The sequence below is a fragment of the Streptomyces sp. NPDC041129 genome (assembly GCF_055592265.1).
This window is the reverse complement of sequence record NZ_JBVIYV010000009.1, coordinates 14088-34325: the sequence shown is the minus strand read 5'-3', so window position 1 is coordinate 34325 and position 20238 is coordinate 14088. Positions and strand designations below refer to the sequence as shown.

Sequence of the window (20238 nt, the reverse complement as noted above, 5' to 3'; positions counted from 1 at the left end):
GAGGAGGCGGGCCAGGGGAACCCGCCTCCCCGTCGTTCTCCCGGTGTGCGATCAGCCGGTCGTCAGGGTGACGTCGTCGACGACGAAGCTGGTCTGGAGGCTGGAGTCCTCGGTGGCCGTGAAGGTCAGCGTGATCTGCTGACCGATGTACTGGCTCAGGTCCAGCGTGCGTTCGGTGTAGCCCGTGGCCGCGTTGGCGTTGGAGTACGTCTGCTTCGCGGTCCCGTTGACCTTGACCTGGAAGGTGTCGTACGCCGTGGAGCCCGACTCCCTGGTGTCGATGTGCAGCCAGTACTTCAGGGTCGCCCTGGTGCAGCCGGCCGGGATCGTCACCGTCTGGCTGACCGTGTCGGTGGCCGTGGAGCCGTAACCCGCCAGCCACGCGTACCGGGTGCCGGAGTGCGCGGACTGGCCGCTGAAGGCGCCGATCGCGCCGGTGTCCCCGGTCCACGGCGAAGTGCCGCTCTCGAAGCCGCCGTTGGAGACCGACTGCGAGGCCGTGCAGCCGCCGGCGCCGGTGACGGTCAGCGTGTACTGCGCGGTGTGCGTGGTGGAACCGGTGCCGCTGATGGTGAGGTTGTACGTGCCCGGCGCCACGGAGGAGCCGACGGACACCGTCGCAGTGGACGAGCCGCCGGAGGTCACCGAGGCCGGGCTGAAGGAGACCGTGACCCCGGCGGGGGCGCCCGAGGCGGACAGGTTCACCGTCTGGGCGGAGCCGTTGGTGGTGGCGGTGGACACGGTGGTGGTCAGCGAGGTGCCCGGGGCGGTGCTGCCCGTGGCGGGGCTCGCCGAGAGCGAGAAGTCGTCGGCCGGGACGGTGGCCGAGACCGCCTGCGTCCACAGGGTGTAGGCGACGCCGTCGGCGCTGCGGTTCAGCCCGGTGGCGTTGATGTTGCTCGTGGTGTCGCAGGAGGAGTGGTAGCAGCCGTCGTAGGCGGCGTTCGCCGTGCCGCCCCACTTGGCCGCCTGCGCCGAGGTCTTGCGGGCGCTGGCGCCCATGGCGTAGCCGGAGGTGGGGATGCCGTAGTTCTCGAAGGAGTAGTCGTCGGAGCGGCCGGCGCCCTCGGTGTTCTCCTCCGGCTGCAGGTTCAGCGAGTCCCAGTACGCCTTCATCGGGACGGCGGCCGCGGAGGTGATGTGGTTGATGAAGTAGCCGCCGTTGGGCGAGGCGACCATGTCGAAGTTGTAGTACGCCTTGATCGCCGAGCGCTGGGCGGAGGTCAGTGAACGGACGTAGAAGTCGGAGCCGTTGAGGCCCTGCTCCTCGTCCGTCCACCAGCCGAAGCGGACGCGCGCCGCCATCGACGGGTTGGTCTCGGCGAGTTTCAGCGCGACCTCCAGGAGGGTGGCGCTGCCGGAGCCGTTGTCGTTGATGCCGGGTCCGGCGGAGACGCTGTCGAGGTGCGAGCCGAACATGTACACCTTCGACGCGTCGCCGTGCGGCCACTCGGCGATCAGGTTGGGTCCGGCGCCGCTGGTGCAGCCGGAGGTGCAGGCCTGCTCGGTGACGGTGTAACCGGCCGCCTGGAGCTTGCCCTTCACGTAGGCCACCGAGTCGCGGTAACCCTGGGTGGTCGATCTGCGGTTGCCGCCGTTGCGGGTCGCTATGGCGTTCAGTTCGGTCAGGTGCGCCTGGACCTTGGTGACGTCGATGTCGGGCGCGGCCGCGGTGAGGGTGGCCGGAGCGGCCGCGGTACTGGTGCCCGCGGGGGCCGGCGCGGCGCTCGCGGGGAGCGCCACCAGGCCCAGTGCGGCGGCCAGGGTGACACCGGTCAGGGACAGGCCGGTCGGGGAGATTCTTCGAGGCACCGTGTCTCCTTTGTGGGGTGGGAGGAAACGGGAGGCGGGGCGTGGTGGTGCCGCGCCTCCCGGCCGATGCGGGTGGGGGTGGGGACCCGGGTGGGCGGTCCCCGCACTGCCGTATTGAGCATGCGCATGCCAAGGGCAGGTCAAGCCTCGCCGTGCGGAACCGGCCGGATCCAGAGGCCCGCGCCGGCTCCTCGTCGGCTCCCGGTGCCAGGTGGATCGGGGAGGCGCACCGGGGGTCACGAGGAGTTGGACGGGCGGCGACGAGATTAACCGCCGTACGGTCCGTCCGCTCCTGTCCGTTTCCGGCACGTCCGCTTCCGGCCAGTGCGGCCGCCGGGCCGGTCCGCCCGCGCGACGTCCCTGGCCTCCCCCGGGACGTGCCCGTATCGTGCGCGCATGCCCGCGGCGCAGAACCCTTCGCACGACCGGCACGACCGGCCGCCGACCGCCGCCGAGGCACGGGCGGCCTACCTGGCCATGGTGGAGCGGATCACGGCGTCGGGGACCCGGGACGCCACCGCCGAACCGGAGGAACTCCGGGGGATCTCCGCCGAGCTGACCCGGTGGCTCGCCGACCGGCGGCTCCTCGCCCCCGGCGGTGACCGGCTGAGCACTCCGGACCGGGCCTTGCGGCACATCGTCTCGGAGTACGGGCGCCGGCTGCGGGAGACGGCCGAGAGGGCCGGCCGGGACGCCGAGGCGCTGGACGACGTGCTGTCCCTGCTGACGGCCCCGCGGTTCGACGCCCGGGAAGCGGTGCAGATCGAGTACTTCACGGACCGGGAGCACACCCGCAAGCGGCTGGAGGAACTGGACGCGCTCAGCCGGGAGGAGTTCCTCGCGATGCGCAACTCCTTCCCCGACGCGCAGGTTCTGGACTCCAGCCTCGCCGGGGACCTGGACATGCCGGCGAACGGCGTCCGGATGCGCATGCTGACGTCCCAGCAGGCCGTCCGCTCACAGGCACCCGCCCGCTACCTGAACGCGCTGGCCGATGCCGGGGCCGAGGTGCGGGTCGTCCCGACGGTGCCGCTGCACATGAACATCCTGGACCGGGCGATCGTCATCATCGGGGCGGGGCCCGGGCCCCAGGGGGAGGGCGGCGACGTCATCCTGCACAGCACACCCGTCGCGCGGTGCTTCTGCAAGGTCTTCACCCACACCTGGGACCTCGCCCGGCCGCACACCGAACGCCGGCCCGGGCGCGGCCGCACCGGCTGCGAACTGTCCGCGCAGGAACGCGAGGTGCTGGCACTGCTGGCCACCGGCGCCAAGGACGAGACCATCGCTCGCCGGCTGGCCTGCTCGGACCGCACCCTGCGCCGCCTGATGAACCAGATCATGGAGAAGCTCGGCACCTCCAGCCGCTTCGAGGCCGGAGGCACCGCCGCCCGCCTGGGCCTGGTGAACTGACCGGAACCCGACGACCCGGGATGGCACGGGACGGCACGGGTCGGCCGCTGCCGGGCACCCGCGCGCCTGCCGATCGCGAGATGATGTTCCTCCAGGGGCTACCGCGCGGTAACCGCTCACTTCTACGCTTCCGCCAACTTAACCGCATGACAAGGGAGTTGGCGGATGCGCGGAGTGAGACGGGTGGTGGCGTCCGTCGGGGCCGCCGCGGCGCTGGCGGTGGGAGCGGGCCACGCGGAGGCGGAGGCGCCCAAGTTTTCCGACGTCACGGCGATCGGGACGCACAACGCGTACGAGAAGGACAAGTACCCGTACTTCGCGCAGGCGCTGGACTCGGGGGCCTCGCTGCTCGAGCTGGACGTGTACGTGGACAGCCTGAGTCACCGGTGGCGGGTCAGCCACAGCAACCCGCTCGGCAACGACAACAACTGCGAGGCCGCGAAGAGCCCGGACGAGCTGTACGGCAAGAGCCGCAACCAGGATCTCGGCGGTTGCCTGGACAACATCGCGGCCTGGAACCGGCTCCACCCCGATCACCCGCCGATCGTCTTCAAGGTGGAGATGAAGATGGGCTTCAACGACCGGGCCCGGATGGGCCCGGACGAGTTCGACACGCTGGTGTCGGGCAAGCTCGGCGCCAGCGTGTTCCGGCCGGCCGACCTGCTGGGCGCCACCCACTCCACCCTGGACGCGGCCGCCAGGGCGGACGCCTGGTCCTCCCGGGATGCCATGAAGGGCAAGTTCCTGTTCGAACTGACCCCGGGCACGGTGGAGCAGTCCAACCCGTTCGACCACTACTGGACGGACGAGGAGTACGGCGACCACTTGCGGGACCTGTCCGCGGCCGGACAGGTCTCCCGGGCCCAGGCGTTCCCGGCGGTACTGGGCGCCGAGAACGGGGATCCGCGCACCGGCCGGTACGACGCCTCGATCCGGCCGTGGTTCGTGTTCTTCGACGGGGACGCGGCGACCTACGTGAACAAGGGCTACGACACCTCGTTCTACTCCGCGAACCACTACATCCTCATCACCACGGGCGCCGACGGGGTGTCCCCCGCGATCTCCTCGACCGACCCCACGGAAGCCGAAGTGGCCGCCCGGCTCGCCCTGCTGGCCAGGAGCCACGCCAGCGTCATCACCTCCGACTGGGCCGCCGAGCCGGCCTCGGTACTGGGCTCGGTGACGACCCGGGGCTGATCCGGCACGGCGGGCGAGAGCCCCCAGGGACAGTTCCCGGTCAGCGACGGCAGCTGAGGACGCGGGACGGATCTCTCGTGGCGGACGGGGCATATATGAGTCAGCTCCTGTAACCCCACGGCACCCAGGGGGTCCCCCATGCTGCACGGCATCGACGTGAGCGCGTACCAGTCCTCGTCCTACGGCACGGACGGCCTCTCCTTCGTCTTCATCAAGGCGACGGAGGGGCGTTCGTACGTGAACCCCCGGCTCTCCGCGCAGACCAAGCACGGCCGCGACGCGGGTCTGGTCGTCGGTTACTACCACTTCCTGTGGCCGGGGCACATCACCGCCCAGGCCGAGTACTTCGTCCGGCACGCCCCGGAGAAGGCGGGCGAACTGCTCGCCGTCGACTGGGAGACCACCAGCGAGGGCAATCACGCGAGCAACGCGGAGAAGGACCTGTTCATCCGGACGGTGAAGCAACTGCGCCCGCACCACAGGGTGCTGCTGTACACCAACCGGGACTACTGGCTGAACAAGGACCACACCTCGTACGCCGGCGACGGCCTGTGGATCGCCGACTACGTGAGCGCCGGCCACCCCCGCATCAAGGCCAAGTGGCGCTTCCACCAGTACAGCAGCGAGCCCCACGACAAGGACGTGGCCGCCTTCGCGGACAAGGCCGCCCTGCGGAAGTGGGCCACGCCCTGACGGTGCCGGCGGGTCAGCCGCGGAAGGCCGCCGGCCGCTCCGGGGAGGCCGCCGCGAGGGCCTCGCGGACCGCTTCGGCGCCCGCTCGCAGGCCGTAGACCGGGGTGTCCGGCTGCTGGCGCCAGGAGTCGTCGATGCCGCCCGCGTCGACCGTGTCGAAGCCCAGCTCGTCGATGAGGCCGCGGACGATCCGCTTGGCGGCCTCGTCGTCACCGGCGACCGGCAGCGCCATCCGCTCGGGGTCACCGGCCGGGCGAGGGCGTTCCAGGATGTCCTGGGCATAGGTGCCGTTGAACGCCTTGACCACGGGGTGCCCGAGGTGCCGCTCGGTCCAGCGGCTCTCGGTCAGGCCCTCGTCCTCGATCCCGGCGATCCGGCCGTCCCGCTGCTGCGGGTAGTAGTTGCCGGTGTCGATCACGGCCACGCCCTCGGCGGCGCCGGACAGCAGGCCCGAGGGGAGGCCGGGGACCGCCTTCAGGGGGACGGTGACCACGACGACCTCGGCGCCCTCGGCGGCCTCCTCCGCCCGTACCGCCGTCGCGCCGGTCTCCTCGGCCAGGGCCTTCAGGGTCTCGGGGCCCCGGGAGTTGGCGACGGCCACGTCATGCCCGAGCGAGGTGAGCCGCCGGGTCAGATTGCCGCCGATGTTGCCCGCGCCGATGATGCCGATCTTCATGACAGACCTTCCCAGTCCATGCATGTGCATGCTTCTGACCTGGGCGACAACCCCGGGCGGCGCCGGGCTATTCCGGCCGGTACGGCGAATGGGGTACGCCGGCGGCCGGGACCCGGTGGAGCCCATGACGAAGGGGGTGCCGTCCCGCTGCGGGACGGCACCCCCTTCGGGCACCTCACTTGCTCAGGTAGGCCCAGAACTCGTCGAACGACAGGACCTTGTCGCCGTTGAGGTCGCGGCTCCGGATGACGGCCTCCGCCACCGTGTCGGTGACGTTCCAGTCACCCCCCTGGGCGAGGGCGGACTTGAACTCCGCCGCGGTGATGAAACCGTCACCGTCCGCGTCGATCCGCTGGAACTGCTTGCGTGCTTCCTCGATGTCCGCCACCGATCCGCCCCTTATGTTCGCGTTACTCATGCCGTGCTGGCGTACTGACGCTGGTCAGATTAACGGTCCGTGTGCGCCTCCAGTGCGGCGACCACCCAGGCGAAGTCCTCCTCGTGCGCGGAGACGGGTGCCCCCTTCCGTCGAGGCCGAGACCCAGCTCGCGCAGGGTGCGGATCAGCTCGAGGCGGTCCAGGGCCGCCACGTGGGTGGCCGTGACCTCGGCCACGGTCCGCTCCCCGGCCAGCACCCGGTGCACGTCCTCGAGGCCGAGACCCAGTTCGCGCAGGGTGCGGATCAGCTCGAGGCGGGCGGCCGAGGCGGCGTCGTAGAGCCGGTAGCCGCCCGCCGACCGGGCCACCGGGGGCAGGACACCCTCGTCGGACCAGTAGCGGATGGTGCGAACCGAGGGGCCGGTGGCCCGCGCCAGCTCACCGATGGTGAGAAGTCCGGTGCCGTCGTCGATCACGTCTGCGAGTCTGGGCCTTCCAGTCGGTGGAGACTCAAGGAGCGGTGGGTTGGAGACCCTGCGGGACATACTGGACGCGGTGGCGCGCGGGGTGTTCCCGCCGGCCGACGGCCGTACGACGATCGTGCCGCAGCACGGCGCGCGCGACGCGGGGGTGCTGGCCTTCACCGCGCACTCCGTCGTCTTCACGGACGAGGATCCGCGGTGGGTGCGCGAGACGCTGGACGCGGTGGACTGCGATCCGCTGTCCGCGGCGCTGAACCCCGTCTTCCTCGCCGCTCTCCTGGCCCGTACCGGGCGCCGGGCCGAGACCGTCGACGCGCTGCTGGTCGGATCGCCCTTGCCCGGCACGCCGCCGCTCGCGCTGACCGGGATCGAGGACCCCGGCCACCCGCGCATCGCCTACGCCCGCCGCCGGCGCGACGAGGTACGGGCGTGGACGGCGGACGGCGGGGTGCTGGTCATGGGGCGCGGGGTGGGCGGAAGGCTGGAGGTGAGTGTCGAGGTGGACGAGGGCGCGCGGCACCGGGGGCTGGGCCGGGCCCTGGTGACGGCGGCCCGGCACCTGGCGGCGGAGCCGCTGTGGGCGCAGACGGCGCCGGGGAACGCCCGCAGCATGCGGGCGTTCCAGGCGGCCGGCTATCGCGTGGTGGGCGCGGAGGCGCTGCTGCTGGCTCCCTGAGCGGCTGCCGGCTCAGCGGAAGACGCCGGTGTGGCCGAGGGAGTAGCGGCCCGGCTGGGGGTAGACGGCGAGTCCGTGCGGGCCGCTGCCGACCTTGATGCGGGCCAGTTCGGTGCCGGTGCGGGTGTCGATGGCGTACACCTCGGCGTTGTAGCGGCCGGAGAGCCACAGCACCTTGCCGTCGGCCGAGACCCCGCCCATGTCGGGGCTGCCGCCGCCGGGCAGGTGCCACTTCCTGGTGAGCCGGTTCTGGGTGAAGTCGAAGACGGAGATGGAGCCCTCGCCGCGGTTGGAGACGTACATCTCGCGGGAGTCGCGGCTGACGTACAGACCGTGCGTGCCCTTGCCAGTGGCGAGGAACTTCGGTCTGCCGAAGGTGTCGCCGTCCAGGATCCACAGGCCGTTGGCCACCATGTCGGCGATGTAGAACCGCTTTCCGTCGGGCGAGATCTTCACGTCCTGCGGCATGGCGCCGTGCATTTCCAGCTTCTGCCGGCCGACGACCTCCATCCTCGCGGTGTCGACCTTGAGCAGTTCGCCGCTGAACTCGCAGGAGACGATGAAGTAGCGGCCGTCGATGGAGAAGTCGGCGTGGTTGACGCCGGCGCACTCGACCGGGACGGCCTTGACCTCCTTCATGGTGTGCGCGTCGCGGAAGACCAGGCGGCGGTCCTTGGAGGCCATGACGACGGCGTACTTGCCGTCGGGCGTGAAGTACAGGTTGTACGGGTCGTGCACGTCGACCGGCTTGCCGGCCTTGCCGGTCCTCGGGTCGATGGGGGTGAGGGAGTTGCCGAGGTCGTTGTTGACCCACAGCGTCCTCAGGTCCCAGGAGGGCACGACGTGCTGCGGCTGACGGCCCACCGGGATCGTCTCGATGATCTTGTACGTCTTCGGGTCGATGACCGTGACGGTGTCGGAGTTGGTGTTGGGGACGTAGACCCGGGCGGGGAAGCCCTCGACCACCGGGGAGAGCCTGCCCGGGCGGTCGGCGGCGTAGAGGTCGGTGGGGTCCTCGACCGGTGGCATCCCCGGCAGCACGTCCACCTGTGGCTTCCTCGCCTGCGGTTGGACCGGCGCCTTGCTGGCGATGGCCTCGTTCTCGCGGTGCTGGGAGCCGCCGCACGCGGACAGCAGGGTCAGGGCGGTGAGGGTGGCTCCGGCGGCCAGGAGGCGGGCGGCTTTCGTGGTTCGCATCAGCTCAGCAGCTCCGTGGTGGTGACCGCGCGCAGTCCGCGGCGGTCGAGATCGTGGAGTACGGCGGGGAGGGCGGTGACCGTGCCGGGGTAGCCGAAGTGCAGGCTCACCACCGAGCCGGGGCGTACCTCGGCCGCGACCTTGCGGGTGATGGCGTCGGCGCCGGGCCGGGTGTAGTCGAGCGAGTCGACGTCGTACGACAGCACGTGCGGGTAGCCCGCGGCGCGGGCCAGTGCGGCGACCTCCGGGGAGGCGGTCGGGGAACGGGAGGGCCGGAACCAGGTGCCGATGGATCCGGTGAGCCGCTCGAGCCGGTCCGCGCAGTCGGTGATCTCCTTGCGGGCGGCGGCCGGTGACATGGCGTTGACGGCGACGTGCCGCTGGGTGTGGTTGCCGAGGTCGTGGCCGCCGTCGAGGATGCGGCGGGCGAGGTCCGGGTGCTCGTCCAGCCAGGTGCCGACGGCCAGCACGGTCAGCCGGGCACCGTGCCGTTCGGCCGTGCCGAGCAGGGAGGTGGCGAGGTCCGGGTCGCCCTGCCCGTGGAAGGTGAGGGCGACCCGGGGGCGGGTGCGCGGGCCATGGGTGATCTGGGCGGGCTGCCCGGGATAGGAGCGGGGGGCGGGGGCGCTGCGGGAGGTGGCCGCGGGGTGGCCGGCCGCGCGGGCGGACGCGGTGGCGCTCGGTTCGGCCGCGGTGCCCGCGCAACCGGCGGCGAACGCGCCCCCGGCGACGAGCCCGGCGCCCGCACGCAGCACCTCGCGACGGTTGGTCGTGGTCACCCGCACCATTTAAGGGGCGAAGGGTAAGAAAACGCCCGATTGGCCCGATCGGAGGAGGATGTCGGGTCGCCCCGCCCGGCCGGGGGGGCGGCCGCGGCAGCTTCAGCGGCCGGGTTCGCGCTCGGCGACGCGCATCTCGAACCACGTGGTCTTGCCGCGCGGCAGCAGGTCCACGCCCCAGCGGTCGGCGAGTTTGTCCACCAGGAACAGGCCGCGGCCGCTGACGTCCATCTCCTGAACCGGCATCAGACAGGGCAGTCCGCGGGAGGGGTCACGGACCTCCACCCGGATCCAGCCGCGACGCCGGCGCATCCGCAGCCCGAAGACCCGGGCCCCGGTGTGCCGTACGGCGTTGCCGACGAGTTCGGAGACGAGCAGGACCGTATCCTCGGTCATCTTGGGAGTGAGCCCCCAGTGCCGCAGGACGACGACCTGGGCCAGCCGGCGCGCGGTGGCCGCGGACTCCGGGCGGGACGGCAGCGGCACCTCCGCCTCCGTCGGGTTGCCGAACAGTTCGAGCGCCTTGAGCGCCCGTTCGTCCTCGACCGCGGGCGACCAGCGCGCCGCGGCCGCACGGCTGTGTCCCCGCGGCTGTCCGATGCCCTCCAGCCCCGCCATGCCCCCATGATGGCCGTCCGGAGGCGTCTCTGTGGGCGTTCCCGAGGAATACGCCCCCCGCGCGCTCCCGCCCCGCTCCAGCCCTCCGGCATATGCCGAAGGCATTGCAGGGTCGACGCCAGCCCGTCCGACCTGCGGAGACGACTCACTTCCGGGCAATCGTCAGGCTCCCTCGACGAGGCAGGCTTAAGGTTGAGTTAAGGCTCCCATAAACCGCCCCATCGAGGGACCCGGATCAGACAACGCGTCAATTGCAAGCAGGTGTGCGGGAGTTCACACTTCCGGGGTCACAGGAACTTGGCCTTGCCCGGCCCCTCCTCCACGAAGCTGCGCATGCCGCGCTCGCGGTCCTCGGTGGCGAACAGGCCCGCGAACCAGTTGCGTTCGACGGCGAGACCGGTGTCGATGTCGGTCTCCAGACCGGTGTCGACGGACTCCTTGGCCGCGCGCAGCGCGATCGCCGGCCCCTGCGCGAGCCTCGCCGCCCACGCGTGCGCCTGCTCGTACACCTCGGCGGCCGGGACGACCCGGTCCACCAGGCCGATGGCGAGCGCCTCGTCGGCCTTGACCTGGCGGCCGGTGAAGATCAGGTCCTTCGCCTTGGAGGGGCCGACCAGCCGGGGCAGCCGCTGGGTGCCACCGGCGCCCGGGATCAGGCCGAGCAGGATCTCGGGCTGGCCCAGCTTGGCGTTGTCAGCGGCGATGCGGAAGTCGGCGCAGAGTGCCAGTTCACAGCCGCCGCCGAGCGCGTAGCCGGTGATGGCCGCGACGACGGGCTTGGGGATGCGGGCGACGGCGGTGAAGGAGTCCTGCAGGGCGCGGGCGCGCAGGACCATCGCGGTGTGGTCCATGTCCTGCATCTCCTTGATGTCCGCGCCCGCCGCGAACACCCGCTCGCCGCCGTAGATCACCACGGCACGCACGTCCTCGCGGCGCGTGGCCTCCTCGGCGAGCTCCTTCAGCCGGTCCTGCGTGGCCACGTCCAGCGCGTTCATCGGCGGCCGGTCCAGGCGGATCGTTCCGACACCTTCGGCGACTTCGAGATTCACGGTCATGCCGAGCAGGTTAACGGGGACTAACGGCCGTCGCCGCGGTGCCGTCCGTCACAACCGGCCGGGGGTCCGGGGGTCGGCCCCCGGGCAGGCACAGCACGGGGACCAACGGCCGTCGCCGCGGTGCCGTCCGTCACAACCGGCCGGGGGTCCGGGGGTCCGCCCCCGGGCAGGCACAGCACGGGGACCAACGGCCGTTGCCACGGTGCCGTCCGTCACCGGCGTCCCGAAGGGGCGCGGGGAACTGCGCGACCAGCCACAGCGCACCCGCGCCCGGGAGCGGGCCGGCGGCCCGGGCTCTCACCGTGACGGAGAGCCGGGGCTCACTTCTTCCAGTCCTCCCACGACATGTTCCAGCCGTTGAGCCCGTTGTCCGGGGCCACCGTCCGGTCGTGGGAGTGCTTCACGACGACCACGTCGCCGATCATCGAGTGGTTGAAGAACCAGGCCGCCGGCACACCCTTGTCGTAGCCGCCGCGCACATCGCGCAGGCCGACGCACCCGTGACTGGCGTTGTAGTTGCCGAAGGCGCCGCCACCCCAGTAGTTGCCGTGGATGAAGGTGCCGGAGTTGGTGAGGCGGATGGCGTGCGGGACGTCCTTGATGTCGTACTCGCCGCCGTAGCCCACGGTCTCGCCGTTCATGCGGGTCACGGCGAGCTTCTCGCTCATGACCATCTGGCCGTTCCAGGTGTCGTAGCCGGGCTTGCCGGTGGTGACCGGGATGGTCTTGACGACCTTGCCGTCCTGGGTGACCTTCATCGTGTGCTTCTTGGCGTCCACGACGGAGACCTGGTCGCGGCCGATGGTGAACTTCACGGTCTTGCGCTGCTCGCCGTAGACGCCGTCGCGGCCCTCGACACCGTCGAGGTTGAGGTCGACGGTGACCTTGGTGCCTTCCTTCCAGTACTTCTCCGGGCGGAAGTCCAGGCGGTCGTTGCCGAACCAGTGCCCCTCGACGTCGACGGCCGGCTCGGTCTTGATGCTGATGGCCTTCTCGACGTCCGCCGGGCTGGTGATGCCCCGGGTGAAGCGGACGGAGAACGGCATGCCCACCCCGACGGTCGAACCGTTCTCGGGGGTGAAGTAACCGACGAAGGTGTTCCGCGGGGTGAGGGTGGTGAAGCTGGAGTCCTCCGCGGCCTCACGGCCCGCGGAGTCCTTCGCGACCGCGTGCACGCTGTACTTGGTGCCGGCGGCCAGGTGGGTCGACGGCTTCCAGGCGGCGCCGTCACCGGTGACGGCGCCCTCGACCTTCGCGCCCTTGGCGTCCTTGACGGTGACCTCGGTCAGCTTGCCCTTGGCGACGCTCACCTTCAGGGCGCCGCTGGTGTCGACGCCGGTGGCACCGGACTTGGGCGAGATGCTGACGGCGGCCGTGGACTGCTCGCTCTGCCGCGTCCCGGCGTCCGTGCCCTTTCCGTTCCCGGATCCTGCCCCGGACTCCGAGTCACCGCCCCCGCCGCACGCGGTGACGGCCACGAGCAGAGCGCCGGATATCAGCACCAACCCCTTACGGCCGAACCTCCGGCCCCCCACCGATGCCCCCGATATCGGCCGCACGTTCACCTTGCACTCCCCTCGCCGGGCCAGGTCAGGCCCGCTCCCCACCACACTTGGTGTGCGCATGGTAACCGCAGGATTTCGAGCGGGGAGTCGGCCGAAGGTCACCGTTCCGTCGCAACTTCAACCGACTGCCGCGACCCGAACCTCCCGCCCGTTCGGCTCACTTGACGGCACTGCCCGCTTTCCACTCCTTCCATGCCATGTTCCACCCTCCGAGCCCGTTGTCGGGAGAGACCGTTTTGTCCTTGCTGTTGACGACCTCGACGACGTCACCGACGAGACTGCGGTCGAAGAACCAGCCCGCGGGCGTGTCCGAGCCGCCGCCCTTGACGTCCCTGAGCCCGACGCAGCCGTGACTGACGTTCACGTTCCCCGGGGCGTCCGGGGACCAGTAGTTGCCGTGCAGGAAGGTGCCGGAGTCGGTGAGCCGCATGGCGTGCGGGACGTCGGGGATGTCGTACTCGCCGCCGAAGCCGACCGTCCGGCTGTTCATGCGGGTGACCTCGAGCATCTCCATCACCACCATCTTCCCGTTGTAGGTGGTGGTCTTCGGGGCGCCCGCGGTGATCGGCACGGTGGCCAGCAACTGCCCGTCGCGCCGCACCTCCATCATGTGCCGGGCCGCGTCCACCAGGGAGACCTGGCCGCGGCCGACGGTGAAGGTGAACGTCTTGTCCTGCAGGCCGTAGACACCGGGCGCGCCCTCCACGTCCCTGAGGCCGAGGTCGACGGTGACCTCGGTGCCGGGCTTCCAGTAGCGCTCGGGACGGAAGTCGAGCCGGTCCTTGCCGAACCAGTGCGGGCGGATCTCCACCGGTGGGTTCGCGGTCACGCGCACGGCGCGCTCGACGGCCGCGCGGTCGGTGATCTCCCGGTTGAAGGAGAGGGAGACGATCATCCCGATGCCGACGGTGGCCCGGTTCTCGGGGGTGACGTAGCCGATGAACCGCTCCGCGGGCACATACGTCGTGAACGTGGTGTGCCGGGCCGAGCGGCGGCCCCCGGAGTCGAGGGCGACCACGTCCACGGTGTACTTGGCGGCCAGTGCCAGCCGTCCGGCGTCCGGTTCCCAGCCCAGCCCACCCGCGGTGATGTGCCCGGGAACCGGGGCGTCCTGTGCGTCCTGGGACATCACGACGCTCACCTTCTCCAGGCGCCCTTCGGACACCCGGACCCGTAGCCGCTCTCCGGGTCGGACGGCCGTGCTGCCGTCATCCGGGGTGACCCGGATGGCGTCCTTCGGGGCCGGCGGTCCGCCGAGCATCCGGTCGATGTCCAGACCGCCGGAGCCGCCCGCGGTGCAGCCGGCCAGCAGTCCCACCCATGTCAGTACGGCGGCCAGCGCGGCCCCCGCGCGCCGTGCGCGTCCTTGTGCATGCCTCACATGGGACTCAACGAGCGTGCACGCCCCGGGGAAACGTGAGTGCGACGCCCGTGCTGGGCAGAACAGTGGGGAGGACGACACGAAGGGGAGCCTTCCCCCCACCGGGGAGGGCTCCCCCCGCCCGCGTCGGAGCCGCCGGGGCGCAGCCGTACCGGGCGGACGGGCGTGCGCCTGCGCGCGCCCGTCCGTTCGGCGCGGCGCGCTGCGCCCCGCGGGCGAGCCACTGAAAGAGGGGCCGACTGGTGACGAGCGCAGCCGAGCAGCGGGCACGGGCCGAGGAGCCGGCCGCCGGGAGCGGGCCGGCGACGGCGGCGGTGAGCGGCGCCCGTCGCGGCGTGCCGCCCGCGCCGGCCGTGTGGCCGGGTGCGCCGACCCCGCTGGGGGCCCGGTTCCGGGTCGGTCCGGACCGGGTCGCGGGCACCAACTTCGCGTTGTGGGCGGCCGGGGCGGAGGCGGTCCGGCTGTGCCTGTTCGACGAACGGGGCCGGGAGACCCAGGTTCCGCTGACCGAACTGACGCACGAGATCTGGCACGGCTTCGTACCCGGTGTGATGCCCGGGCAGCGCTACGGCTACCGCGTGCACGGCCGCTGGGACCCGTGGACCGGTGCGCGCTGGAACCCGGCCAAGCTCCTGCTCGACCCATACGCGCGCGCGGTGGACGGGGAGTTCCGCCTGCCGCCGGAGGTCTACGGACACGTCCGGGACTGGCCGGAGCAGCATGTCGCCGACACCGTCCGGGACGACCGGGACTCAGCGCCGTACGTCCCCAAGGGCGTCGTCGTCCATGACGACGACGACTGGTCCGACGACCGCCGCCCCAAGACGCCGTGGGCGGACTCGGTCATCTACGAACTGCATGTGCGCGGCTTCACCAGGCTGCACCCCGGCATCCCCGGGGAACTGCGCGGCACCTACGCCGGGCTCGCCCACCCGGCGGCGATCGAGCACCTCACCGGGCTGGGCGTCACGGCCGTGGAACTGCTCCCCGTGCACCAGTTCGCGCACGAGGACCATCTGCTGCGCCGGGGCCTGAAGAACTACTGGGGCTACAACTCCATCGGCTACTTCGCCCCGCACGCGGCCTACGCGGCGTCGGGGACGACGGGCGGCCAGGTCGGCGAGTTCAAGCGGATGGTCCGCGCGCTGCACGCGGCCGGCATCGAGGTCATCCTCGACGTGGTCTACAACCACACCGCCGAGGCTGGCGAACTGGGGCCCACGCTCTCCCTGAAGGGCATCGACAACCGGGGCTACTACCGGCTCCAGCACGACGCCCGCCGGTACGCCGACTACACCGGCTGCGGCAACACCCTGCACGTGGTCCAGCCCCAGGTGCTGCGCCTGATCACGGACTCGCTGCGCTACTGGGTGACCGAGATGGGCGTGGACGGCTTCCGCTTCGACCTCGCGGCGGCGCTGGCCCGCTCGATGCACGACGTCGACATGCTGTCCCCCTTTCTGGCGGTGATCGCCCAGGACCCGGTGCTGCGCCGGGTGAAGCTGATCGCCGAGCCGTGGGACATCGGCTCGGGCGGCTACCAGGTGGGCGCGTTCCCGCCGCTGTGGACCGAGTGGAACGACCGCTACCGGGACACCGTGCGGGACTTCTGGCGCCATGCGCTGCCCGACGTGCGGGAGATGGGCTACCGCCTGTCCGGCTCCAGCGACCTGTACGCCTGGGGCGGCCGGCGTCCCTACGCGTCCGTCAACTTCGTCACCGCGCACGACGGTTTCACCCTGCGCGACCTGGTCTCCTACGGCGGCAAGCACAACGCGGCCAACGGTGAGAGCAACCGGGACGGCACCGACGACAACCGCTCCTGGAACTGCGGGACGGAAGGGGAGACGGACGACGAGCGGGTACGGGCGCTGCGGCGCCGGCAGTTGCGGAACCTGATGACGACCCTGCTGCTGTCCACCGGTGTGCCGATGCTGGTCGCCGGTGACGAACTGGGCCGCACACAGCGCGGCAACAACAACGCCTACTGCCAGGACAACGAGATCAGCTGGCTGGACTGGTCCCTGCTGGACGACCCGGCCTGGCGCTCCCTGTACGAACTGACCTCCCGGCTGATCGCCCTGCGCCACCGCCATCCGGTGCTGCGCCGCCGGGCCTTCTTCTCCGGGCGCGCCCACTCGGCGGCCGGGCTGCGCGATCTGGCCTGGTTCACCCCGCGGGGCGAGGAGATGACCGAGGGCGACTGGTACGCCCCCGCCGCCACGCTTGGCATGTATCTGTCCGGTCGGGGCATTCCGGGCCGGGACGAGCGGGGCGCGCCGGTCCTGGACGACAGCTTCCTCGCGGTGCTGCACGCCGGGGACCGCCCGACGGCCTTCGTGCTGCCGGGGCCGCCGTGGGCGGAGCGCTACGAGGTGGTGGTCGACACCTCGCGCGAGGAGCAGTCCGACGCGCCGGGCACGTTCCACCCGGCGGGCACCGCGGTCACGGTGCCCGCGCGGTCGGTGCTGTTGCTCAGGGCGGGCTGAGCACCGGCGGTCCCAGCCGGCCCCGGTGCCCCTCCGGCCGCTCGAAGCCGCAGGTCGTAGGTCCAGCGGCGGAACCGGGTCCGGCCAAAACTCGGTGGGCTATGTCAGTGGCGATCCGTAGGCTCACCCCTGATGCCCACGACACGTGCAACCACCGCAGAAGAAGTCCGCCCCGCGCGCTCGGCCGTCCGCAGCCTGCTGCGCCTGTGGCCGTACGTGCGGCCCGTGCGGGCGCGGCTGTTCACGGCCGCGTTCGTCGCGATAGTCGCCTCCTGCGTGGGCCTGGTGATCCCGCTGGTGCTGAAGTGGATGGTCGACGGGCCGGTCGCCGACCGGGCCCCGGCGGGCGTCTGGCTCGGCGCGCTGTGCCTGCTGCTGCTCGGCATCGCCGAGGCGGTCCTGTTCGGCATAAGACGCTGGCTGGTGGCCCGGCCGCTGTCGCACGTCGAGGCGGAGCTGCGGGCCGCCCTGTACCGCCGGCTGCAACGGCTGCCCGTGTCCTTCCACGACCGGTGGGCGTCCGGCCAGCTCCTCTCCCGGGCCACGACCGATCTGATGCTGCTGCGCATGTTCCTGGCGTTCCCGCTGACCTTCCTGCTGGTCAACGGGGTGACGATCCTCGTCGGTGTGGTGATCATGCTGATGCAGGACTGGGTGCTCGGCCTGGTCATCCTCGGGCCCGCCGTCCCGGTGCTGTGGACCTGCGTGGTCTTCGAGCGGCGCTACGCCGAGGTGGCGCGGCGCGCCCAGGACCAGGTCGGCGACCTGACCACGGTCGTCGAGGAGAGCGTGCTCGGCATCCGCATCATCAAGGGCTTCGGCCGGCACCGCAGCCAGGCACGGGCGTTCCACGAGCTCTCGGGCAGGCTGCGCGGCACGGAACTGCGCAAGGCGCGGCTGCTGGCCACCATCTGGGGCGTCATCGTGACGCTCCCGGAGATGGCGATCGGCGCCGCGCTGGTGGTCGGCGCACTGCAGGTGGCCGACGGCGACCTGTCCGCGGGCACGCTGGTCGCCTTCCTGAGCACGGCGCTCGCCCTGCGCTGGCCGGTGGACTCGATCGGCTTCCTGCTGGCCATGAGCCAGGAGGCGGCGACAGCCACCGAGCGCTACTTCGAGGTGATGGACGAGGAACCGGAGGACGCCGGGGCGGTCGAGGGCGGCGCCGGCGCGGGATCGGAACCCGGGCTGCGCTTCCACGACGTCCGGTTCCGCTACCCCGACGCGCCCCCGGACTCCCCTCCCCTGCTCGACCGTATCGACCTGCACATCCGCCCCGGTGAGTCCATGGCCCTGGTCGGGGCCACCGGCAGCGGCAAGACGACCCTGACCGCGCTCGTCCCCCGGCTGCACGAGGTCACCTCGGGGCGCATCTGCCTGAACGGCGTGGACATCGCCGCCATGCCCCGTGAGGAGCTGCGCGCCCGGGTCGCCGTGGCCTTCGAGGAACCCACGCTGTTCTCGGCGTCCGTGGGCGAGAACGTGCTGATGGGCGCGGCGGACGGCGCCGGCGGGGCGGACCTGGACCGGGCGCTCGCGGTCGCCCAGGCCGACTTCGCGCACGCGCTGCCGCAGGGCACCGGCACCCAGGTCGGCGAGCAGGGGCTGAGCCTGTCCGGCGGGCAGCGCCAGCGCCTCGCACTGGCCCGCGCGGTGGTCGGCCGGCCGGAGTTCCTGGTGCTGGACGACCCGCTGTCCGCGCTGGACGTGCACACGGAGGCCGCCGTGGAGGCCGCGCTGCGGCAGGTGCTGGCCGACACCACCGCGCTGATCGTGGCCCACCGGCCGTCCACGGTGCTGCTCGCCGACCGGGTCGCCCTGCTGTCGGGCGGCCGGATCGCCGCCGTCGGCACCCACCAGGAACTGCTGCGCACGAACGCCGAGTACGCGCATCTGATGTCGGGCGCGGCGGCCGGGGACCGGGAGGACCACCGATGACCAGTACGACGACCGCCGCCCCGGCCGCGGAGGACGCGGACCGGCCGCCGGAGGCGCGGGGCGCCGGCGACGGCGACTCCTTCGACCACGACGTCCTGCCCACCCCGCCCGGTGCCACGGCCGCGCTGCTGCGCTCGCTGCTCGCGCCGATGAAGTCCCGGGTCGCCGTCACCACGCTCCTGCTGCTGCTCCAGCAGGCGGCCGTGCAGGCGGGCCCGCTGCTGGTGGCGTACGCCATCGACAAGGCCGTTCCGGCGTTCCGGGACCACGACCACGGGCCGCTGATCGCGGTGGGCGTCGGCTATCTGCTGTGCGCGCTGCTCTCCGGCGGGCTGCAGTTCGCGTTCATCGAGGCCTCCGCGCGGGTCAACCAGGACGTGCTGCTGGATCTGCGGGGCCGGATCTTCCGGCACGCGCAGGCCCTCAGCGTCGACTTCCACGAGCGATACACGAGCGGTCGCTTGATCTCCCGCTCCACGACGGACGTCGAATCGCTGCGCGAGCTCCTCGACGAGGGGTTGCAGGAGCTGGTGACGGTCGTGCTGTCCTTCGTCTACATCTCGGCGATGCTGCTGTGGCTGGATCTCGGCCTCGGCGCGGTCGCGGTGGCCTCCTTCGTGCCGCTGTACCTGCTGGTGCGGATGTACCAGCGGCGGGCGGGGCGGGTGTACCGGGTGCGGTCCACGGCGATCGCGGCGGTGATCGTGAAGTTCGTGGAGACGATGAACGGCATCCGCCCGGTGCGCGCCTTCCGCCGGGAGGCGGCCAACGACGCCGAGTTCGCCGTGCTGAACCAGCGGCACGAGCGCACCAACGGCGACGCCCTGCTGGAGATGGCCCGGTACGTGGTCGGGTCCCGCCTGGTGGCCAACACGGCGGTCGCCGGGATCGTGCTGTGGGGCGCCTACCGGGTGGCTTCCGGCTCGCTGGAGCTGGGTGTGCTGGCTGCGGCCGTGCTGTACCTGCGGCGGCTGTACGACCCGATCGACCGGCTCGGCATGTTCCTGAACTCCTACCAGTCCGCGGCCGCGTCCCTGGAGAAGATCGCCGGGCTGCTGGCGCAGACGCCGTCCGTGCCGGAGCCGTCGGCGCCGCGCGAGCTGCCCTCGCTCGAGAGCGAGTTCCCGGGCCGCGAGGTGGTCTTCGACGGGGTCCGCTTCGCCTACCGCACCGGCGGCGAGGTGCTGCCCCGTTTCGATCTGACCCTCCCGGCCGGGCAGACCGTGGCCGTCGTCGGCTCCACGGGCGCGGGCAAGTCGACGCTGGCCAAGCTGCTCGCCCGGTTCTACGACCCGTCCGACGGGCGGGTGCTGCTCGACGGGGTGGACCTGCGCGAACTGGGGACGCCCGAGCTGCGGCGCGGGGTGGTCATGGTGACGCAGGAGGCGTTCCTGTTCTCCGGTACGGTGGCGGACAACATCGCGATCGGCCGGCCCGATGCCACGCGGGAGGACATCGAGCGGGCCGCGAAGGCGATCGGCGCGCACGAGTTCATCAGCGCCCTGCCCGACGGCTACGACACGGACGTCCGCAAGCGCGGTGGCCGCATCTCGGCCGGTCAGCGCCAGCTCGTCGCGTTCGCCCGCGCGTTGCTGGCCGATCCGGCGGTGCTGATCCTGGACGAGGCGACCAGCTCCCTGGACGTCCCGGGCGAGCGGGCCGTGCAGCGGGCCATGGCCACGGTGCTGCGCGGCCGCACCGCCGTGGTGATCGCGCACCGGCTGTCGACCGTGGAGATCGCCGACCGGGTGCTGGTGATGGAGCACGGGCGGATCGTCGAGGACGGCAGCCCGGGCGAACTCATCGCGGGTACCGGCAGGTTCGCGGATCTGCACAAGGCCTGGCGGGACAGTCTGGCGTAGCGGGACGGACAGGGCGGGGGCGGCAGG

16 protein-coding genes and 1 pseudogene are annotated in these 20238 nt (G+C 71.8%); 7 read left to right on the top strand and 10 right to left on the bottom strand.

Translation table 11 applies throughout. From position 1 onward, the window contains the following. Positions 1-51: 51 nt before the first annotated feature. Positions 52-1812, bottom strand: a complete 1761-nt coding sequence (locus ACZ6B1_RS25840) for a M28 family peptidase (RefSeq protein ID WP_468782158.1) — start codon at positions 1810-1812, stop codon at positions 52-54. 396 nt (positions 1813-2208) lie between these two features. Here ACZ6B1_RS25840 and ACZ6B1_RS25835 point away from each other — a divergent pair, with 396 nt between their 5' ends. From ACZ6B1_RS25835 to ACZ6B1_RS25825, 3 genes are all read left to right on the top strand, one after another. Continuing rightward, entirely contained in the window at positions 2209-3225 is a 1017-nt protein-coding gene (locus tag ACZ6B1_RS25835; RefSeq protein ID WP_468782156.1) for a helix-turn-helix transcriptional regulator, read from the top strand. 165 nt (positions 3226-3390) lie between these two features. Beyond that, positions 3391-4422 (top strand): phosphatidylinositol-specific phospholipase C domain-containing protein, encoded by a 1032-nt coding sequence (locus tag ACZ6B1_RS25830; protein ID WP_468782154.1) that lies wholly within the window; start codon positions 3391-3393, stop codon positions 4420-4422. A 138-nt stretch (positions 4423-4560) separates the two neighbouring features. Further along, a complete protein-coding gene (locus ACZ6B1_RS25825) occupies positions 4561-5115 on the top strand; it encodes a GH25 family lysozyme (RefSeq protein WP_445053783.1) in 555 nt (184 codons plus the stop codon). A gap of 13 nt (positions 5116-5128) precedes the next feature. Here ACZ6B1_RS25825 and ACZ6B1_RS25820 read toward each other — a convergent pair whose 3' ends face one another. From ACZ6B1_RS25820 to ACZ6B1_RS25810, 3 genes and pseudogenes are all read right to left on the bottom strand, one after another. After that, positions 5129-5815 (bottom strand): NADPH-dependent F420 reductase, encoded by a 687-nt coding sequence (locus ACZ6B1_RS25820; RefSeq protein ID WP_468782151.1) that lies wholly within the window; start codon positions 5813-5815, stop codon positions 5129-5131. A 151-nt stretch (positions 5816-5966) separates the two neighbouring features. Beyond that, positions 5967-6179 (bottom strand): EF-hand domain-containing protein, encoded by a 213-nt coding sequence (locus ACZ6B1_RS25815; protein WP_468782573.1) that lies wholly within the window; start codon positions 6177-6179, stop codon positions 5967-5969. 187 nt (positions 6180-6366) lie between these two features. Continuing rightward, a pseudogene (locus tag ACZ6B1_RS25810) lies at positions 6367-6645 on the bottom strand (helix-turn-helix domain-containing protein); the annotation flags it as partial. Between the two features lie 49 nt (positions 6646-6694). On the opposite strand from ACZ6B1_RS25810, the gene ACZ6B1_RS25805 reads away from it, so the two are divergent. After that, entirely contained in the window at positions 6695-7327 is a 633-nt protein-coding gene (locus ACZ6B1_RS25805; protein ID WP_468782149.1) for a GNAT family N-acetyltransferase, read from the top strand. Between the two features lie 12 nt (positions 7328-7339). Here ACZ6B1_RS25805 and ACZ6B1_RS25800 read toward each other — a convergent pair whose 3' ends face one another. The 6 genes from ACZ6B1_RS25800 to ACZ6B1_RS25775 all read right to left on the bottom strand — a co-directional run bounded on the left by ACZ6B1_RS25800 (position 7340) and on the right by ACZ6B1_RS25775 (position 13922). Continuing rightward, on the bottom strand, positions 7340-8524 hold the full coding sequence (locus tag ACZ6B1_RS25800; RefSeq protein WP_468782147.1) for a YVTN family beta-propeller repeat protein: 1185 nt from the start codon (positions 8522-8524) through the stop codon (positions 7340-7342). Then, positions 8524-9312: a polysaccharide deacetylase family protein gene (locus ACZ6B1_RS25795; protein WP_468782145.1), complete on the bottom strand. Its 789-nt coding sequence runs from the start codon at positions 9310-9312 to the stop codon at positions 8524-8526. Before ACZ6B1_RS25795 ends, ACZ6B1_RS25800 begins: the two co-directional genes overlap by 1 nt. A 93-nt stretch (positions 9313-9405) precedes the next feature. Next, a complete protein-coding gene (locus ACZ6B1_RS25790; protein WP_468782143.1) occupies positions 9406-10026 on the bottom strand; it encodes an ATP-binding protein in 621 nt (206 codons plus the stop codon). Positions 10027-10208: 182 nt separating this feature from the next. Then, a complete protein-coding gene (locus tag ACZ6B1_RS25785) occupies positions 10209-10976 on the bottom strand; it encodes an enoyl-CoA hydratase/isomerase family protein (RefSeq protein ID WP_468782141.1) in 768 nt (255 codons plus the stop codon). Positions 10977-11296: 320 nt separating this feature from the next. Continuing rightward, positions 11297-12541 carry a L,D-transpeptidase gene (locus ACZ6B1_RS25780; protein WP_468782139.1) on the bottom strand — a complete coding sequence of 415 codons (1245 nt, stop codon included), beginning with the start codon at positions 12539-12541 and terminating at the stop codon, positions 11297-11299. Positions 12542-12698: 157 nt separating this feature from the next. Continuing rightward, complete coding sequence (locus tag ACZ6B1_RS25775; protein ID WP_468782137.1) at positions 12699-13922, bottom strand: L,D-transpeptidase; 1224 nt, start codon at positions 13920-13922, stop codon at positions 12699-12701. A 242-nt stretch (positions 13923-14164) separates the two neighbouring features. Here ACZ6B1_RS25775 and glgX point away from each other — a divergent pair, with 242 nt between their 5' ends. The 3 genes from glgX to ACZ6B1_RS25760 all read left to right on the top strand — a co-directional run bounded on the left by glgX (position 14165) and on the right by ACZ6B1_RS25760 (position 20211). Next, a complete protein-coding gene (gene glgX / locus ACZ6B1_RS25770) occupies positions 14165-16411 on the top strand; it encodes a glycogen debranching protein GlgX (RefSeq protein WP_468782135.1) in 2247 nt (748 codons plus the stop codon). Positions 16412-16543: 132 nt separating this feature from the next. Continuing rightward, positions 16544-18349 carry an ABC transporter ATP-binding protein gene (locus ACZ6B1_RS25765; RefSeq protein WP_468782133.1) on the top strand — a complete coding sequence of 602 codons (1806 nt, stop codon included), beginning with the start codon at positions 16544-16546 and terminating at the stop codon, positions 18347-18349. Continuing rightward, the gene (locus ACZ6B1_RS25760) at positions 18346-20211 is read left to right on the top strand and encodes an ABC transporter ATP-binding protein (RefSeq protein WP_468782131.1); all 1866 of its coding nucleotides are present in this window, start codon (positions 18346-18348) and stop codon (positions 20209-20211) included. Before ACZ6B1_RS25765 ends, ACZ6B1_RS25760 begins: the two co-directional genes overlap by 4 nt. Positions 20212-20238 lie beyond the last annotated feature (27 nt).

Bases quoted from the DNA above. Each gene is read 5' to 3' on its own strand.
- ACZ6B1_RS25835 (WP_468782156.1), top strand. From the start codon at position 2,209: ATGCCCGCGGCGCAGAACCCTTCGCACGACCGGCACGACCGGCCGCCG.
- ACZ6B1_RS25830 (WP_468782154.1), top strand. From the start codon at position 3,391: ATGCGCGGAGTGAGACGGGTGGTGGCGTCCGTCGGGGCCGCCGCGGCG.
- ACZ6B1_RS25825 (WP_445053783.1), top strand. From the start codon at position 4,561: ATGCTGCACGGCATCGACGTGAGCGCGTACCAGTCCTCGTCCTACGGC.
- ACZ6B1_RS25820 (WP_468782151.1), bottom strand. From the start codon at position 5,815: ATGCATGGACTGGGAAGGTCTGTCATGAAGATCGGCATCATCGGCGCG.
- ACZ6B1_RS25800 (WP_468782147.1), bottom strand. From the start codon at position 8,524: ATGCGAACCACGAAAGCCGCCCGCCTCCTGGCCGCCGGAGCCACCCTC.
- ACZ6B1_RS25795 (WP_468782145.1), bottom strand. From the start codon at position 9,312: ATGGTGCGGGTGACCACGACCAACCGTCGCGAGGTGCTGCGTGCGGGC.
- ACZ6B1_RS25790 (WP_468782143.1), bottom strand. From the start codon at position 10,026: ATGCCTTCGGCATATGCCGGAGGGCTGGAGCGGGGCGGGAGCGCGCGG.
- ACZ6B1_RS25785 (WP_468782141.1), bottom strand. From the start codon at position 10,976: ATGACCGTGAATCTCGAAGTCGCCGAAGGTGTCGGAACGATCCGCCTG.
- ACZ6B1_RS25765 (WP_468782133.1), top strand. From the start codon at position 16,544: ATGCCCACGACACGTGCAACCACCGCAGAAGAAGTCCGCCCCGCGCGC.
- ACZ6B1_RS25760 (WP_468782131.1), top strand. From the start codon at position 18,346: ATGACCAGTACGACGACCGCCGCCCCGGCCGCGGAGGACGCGGACCGG.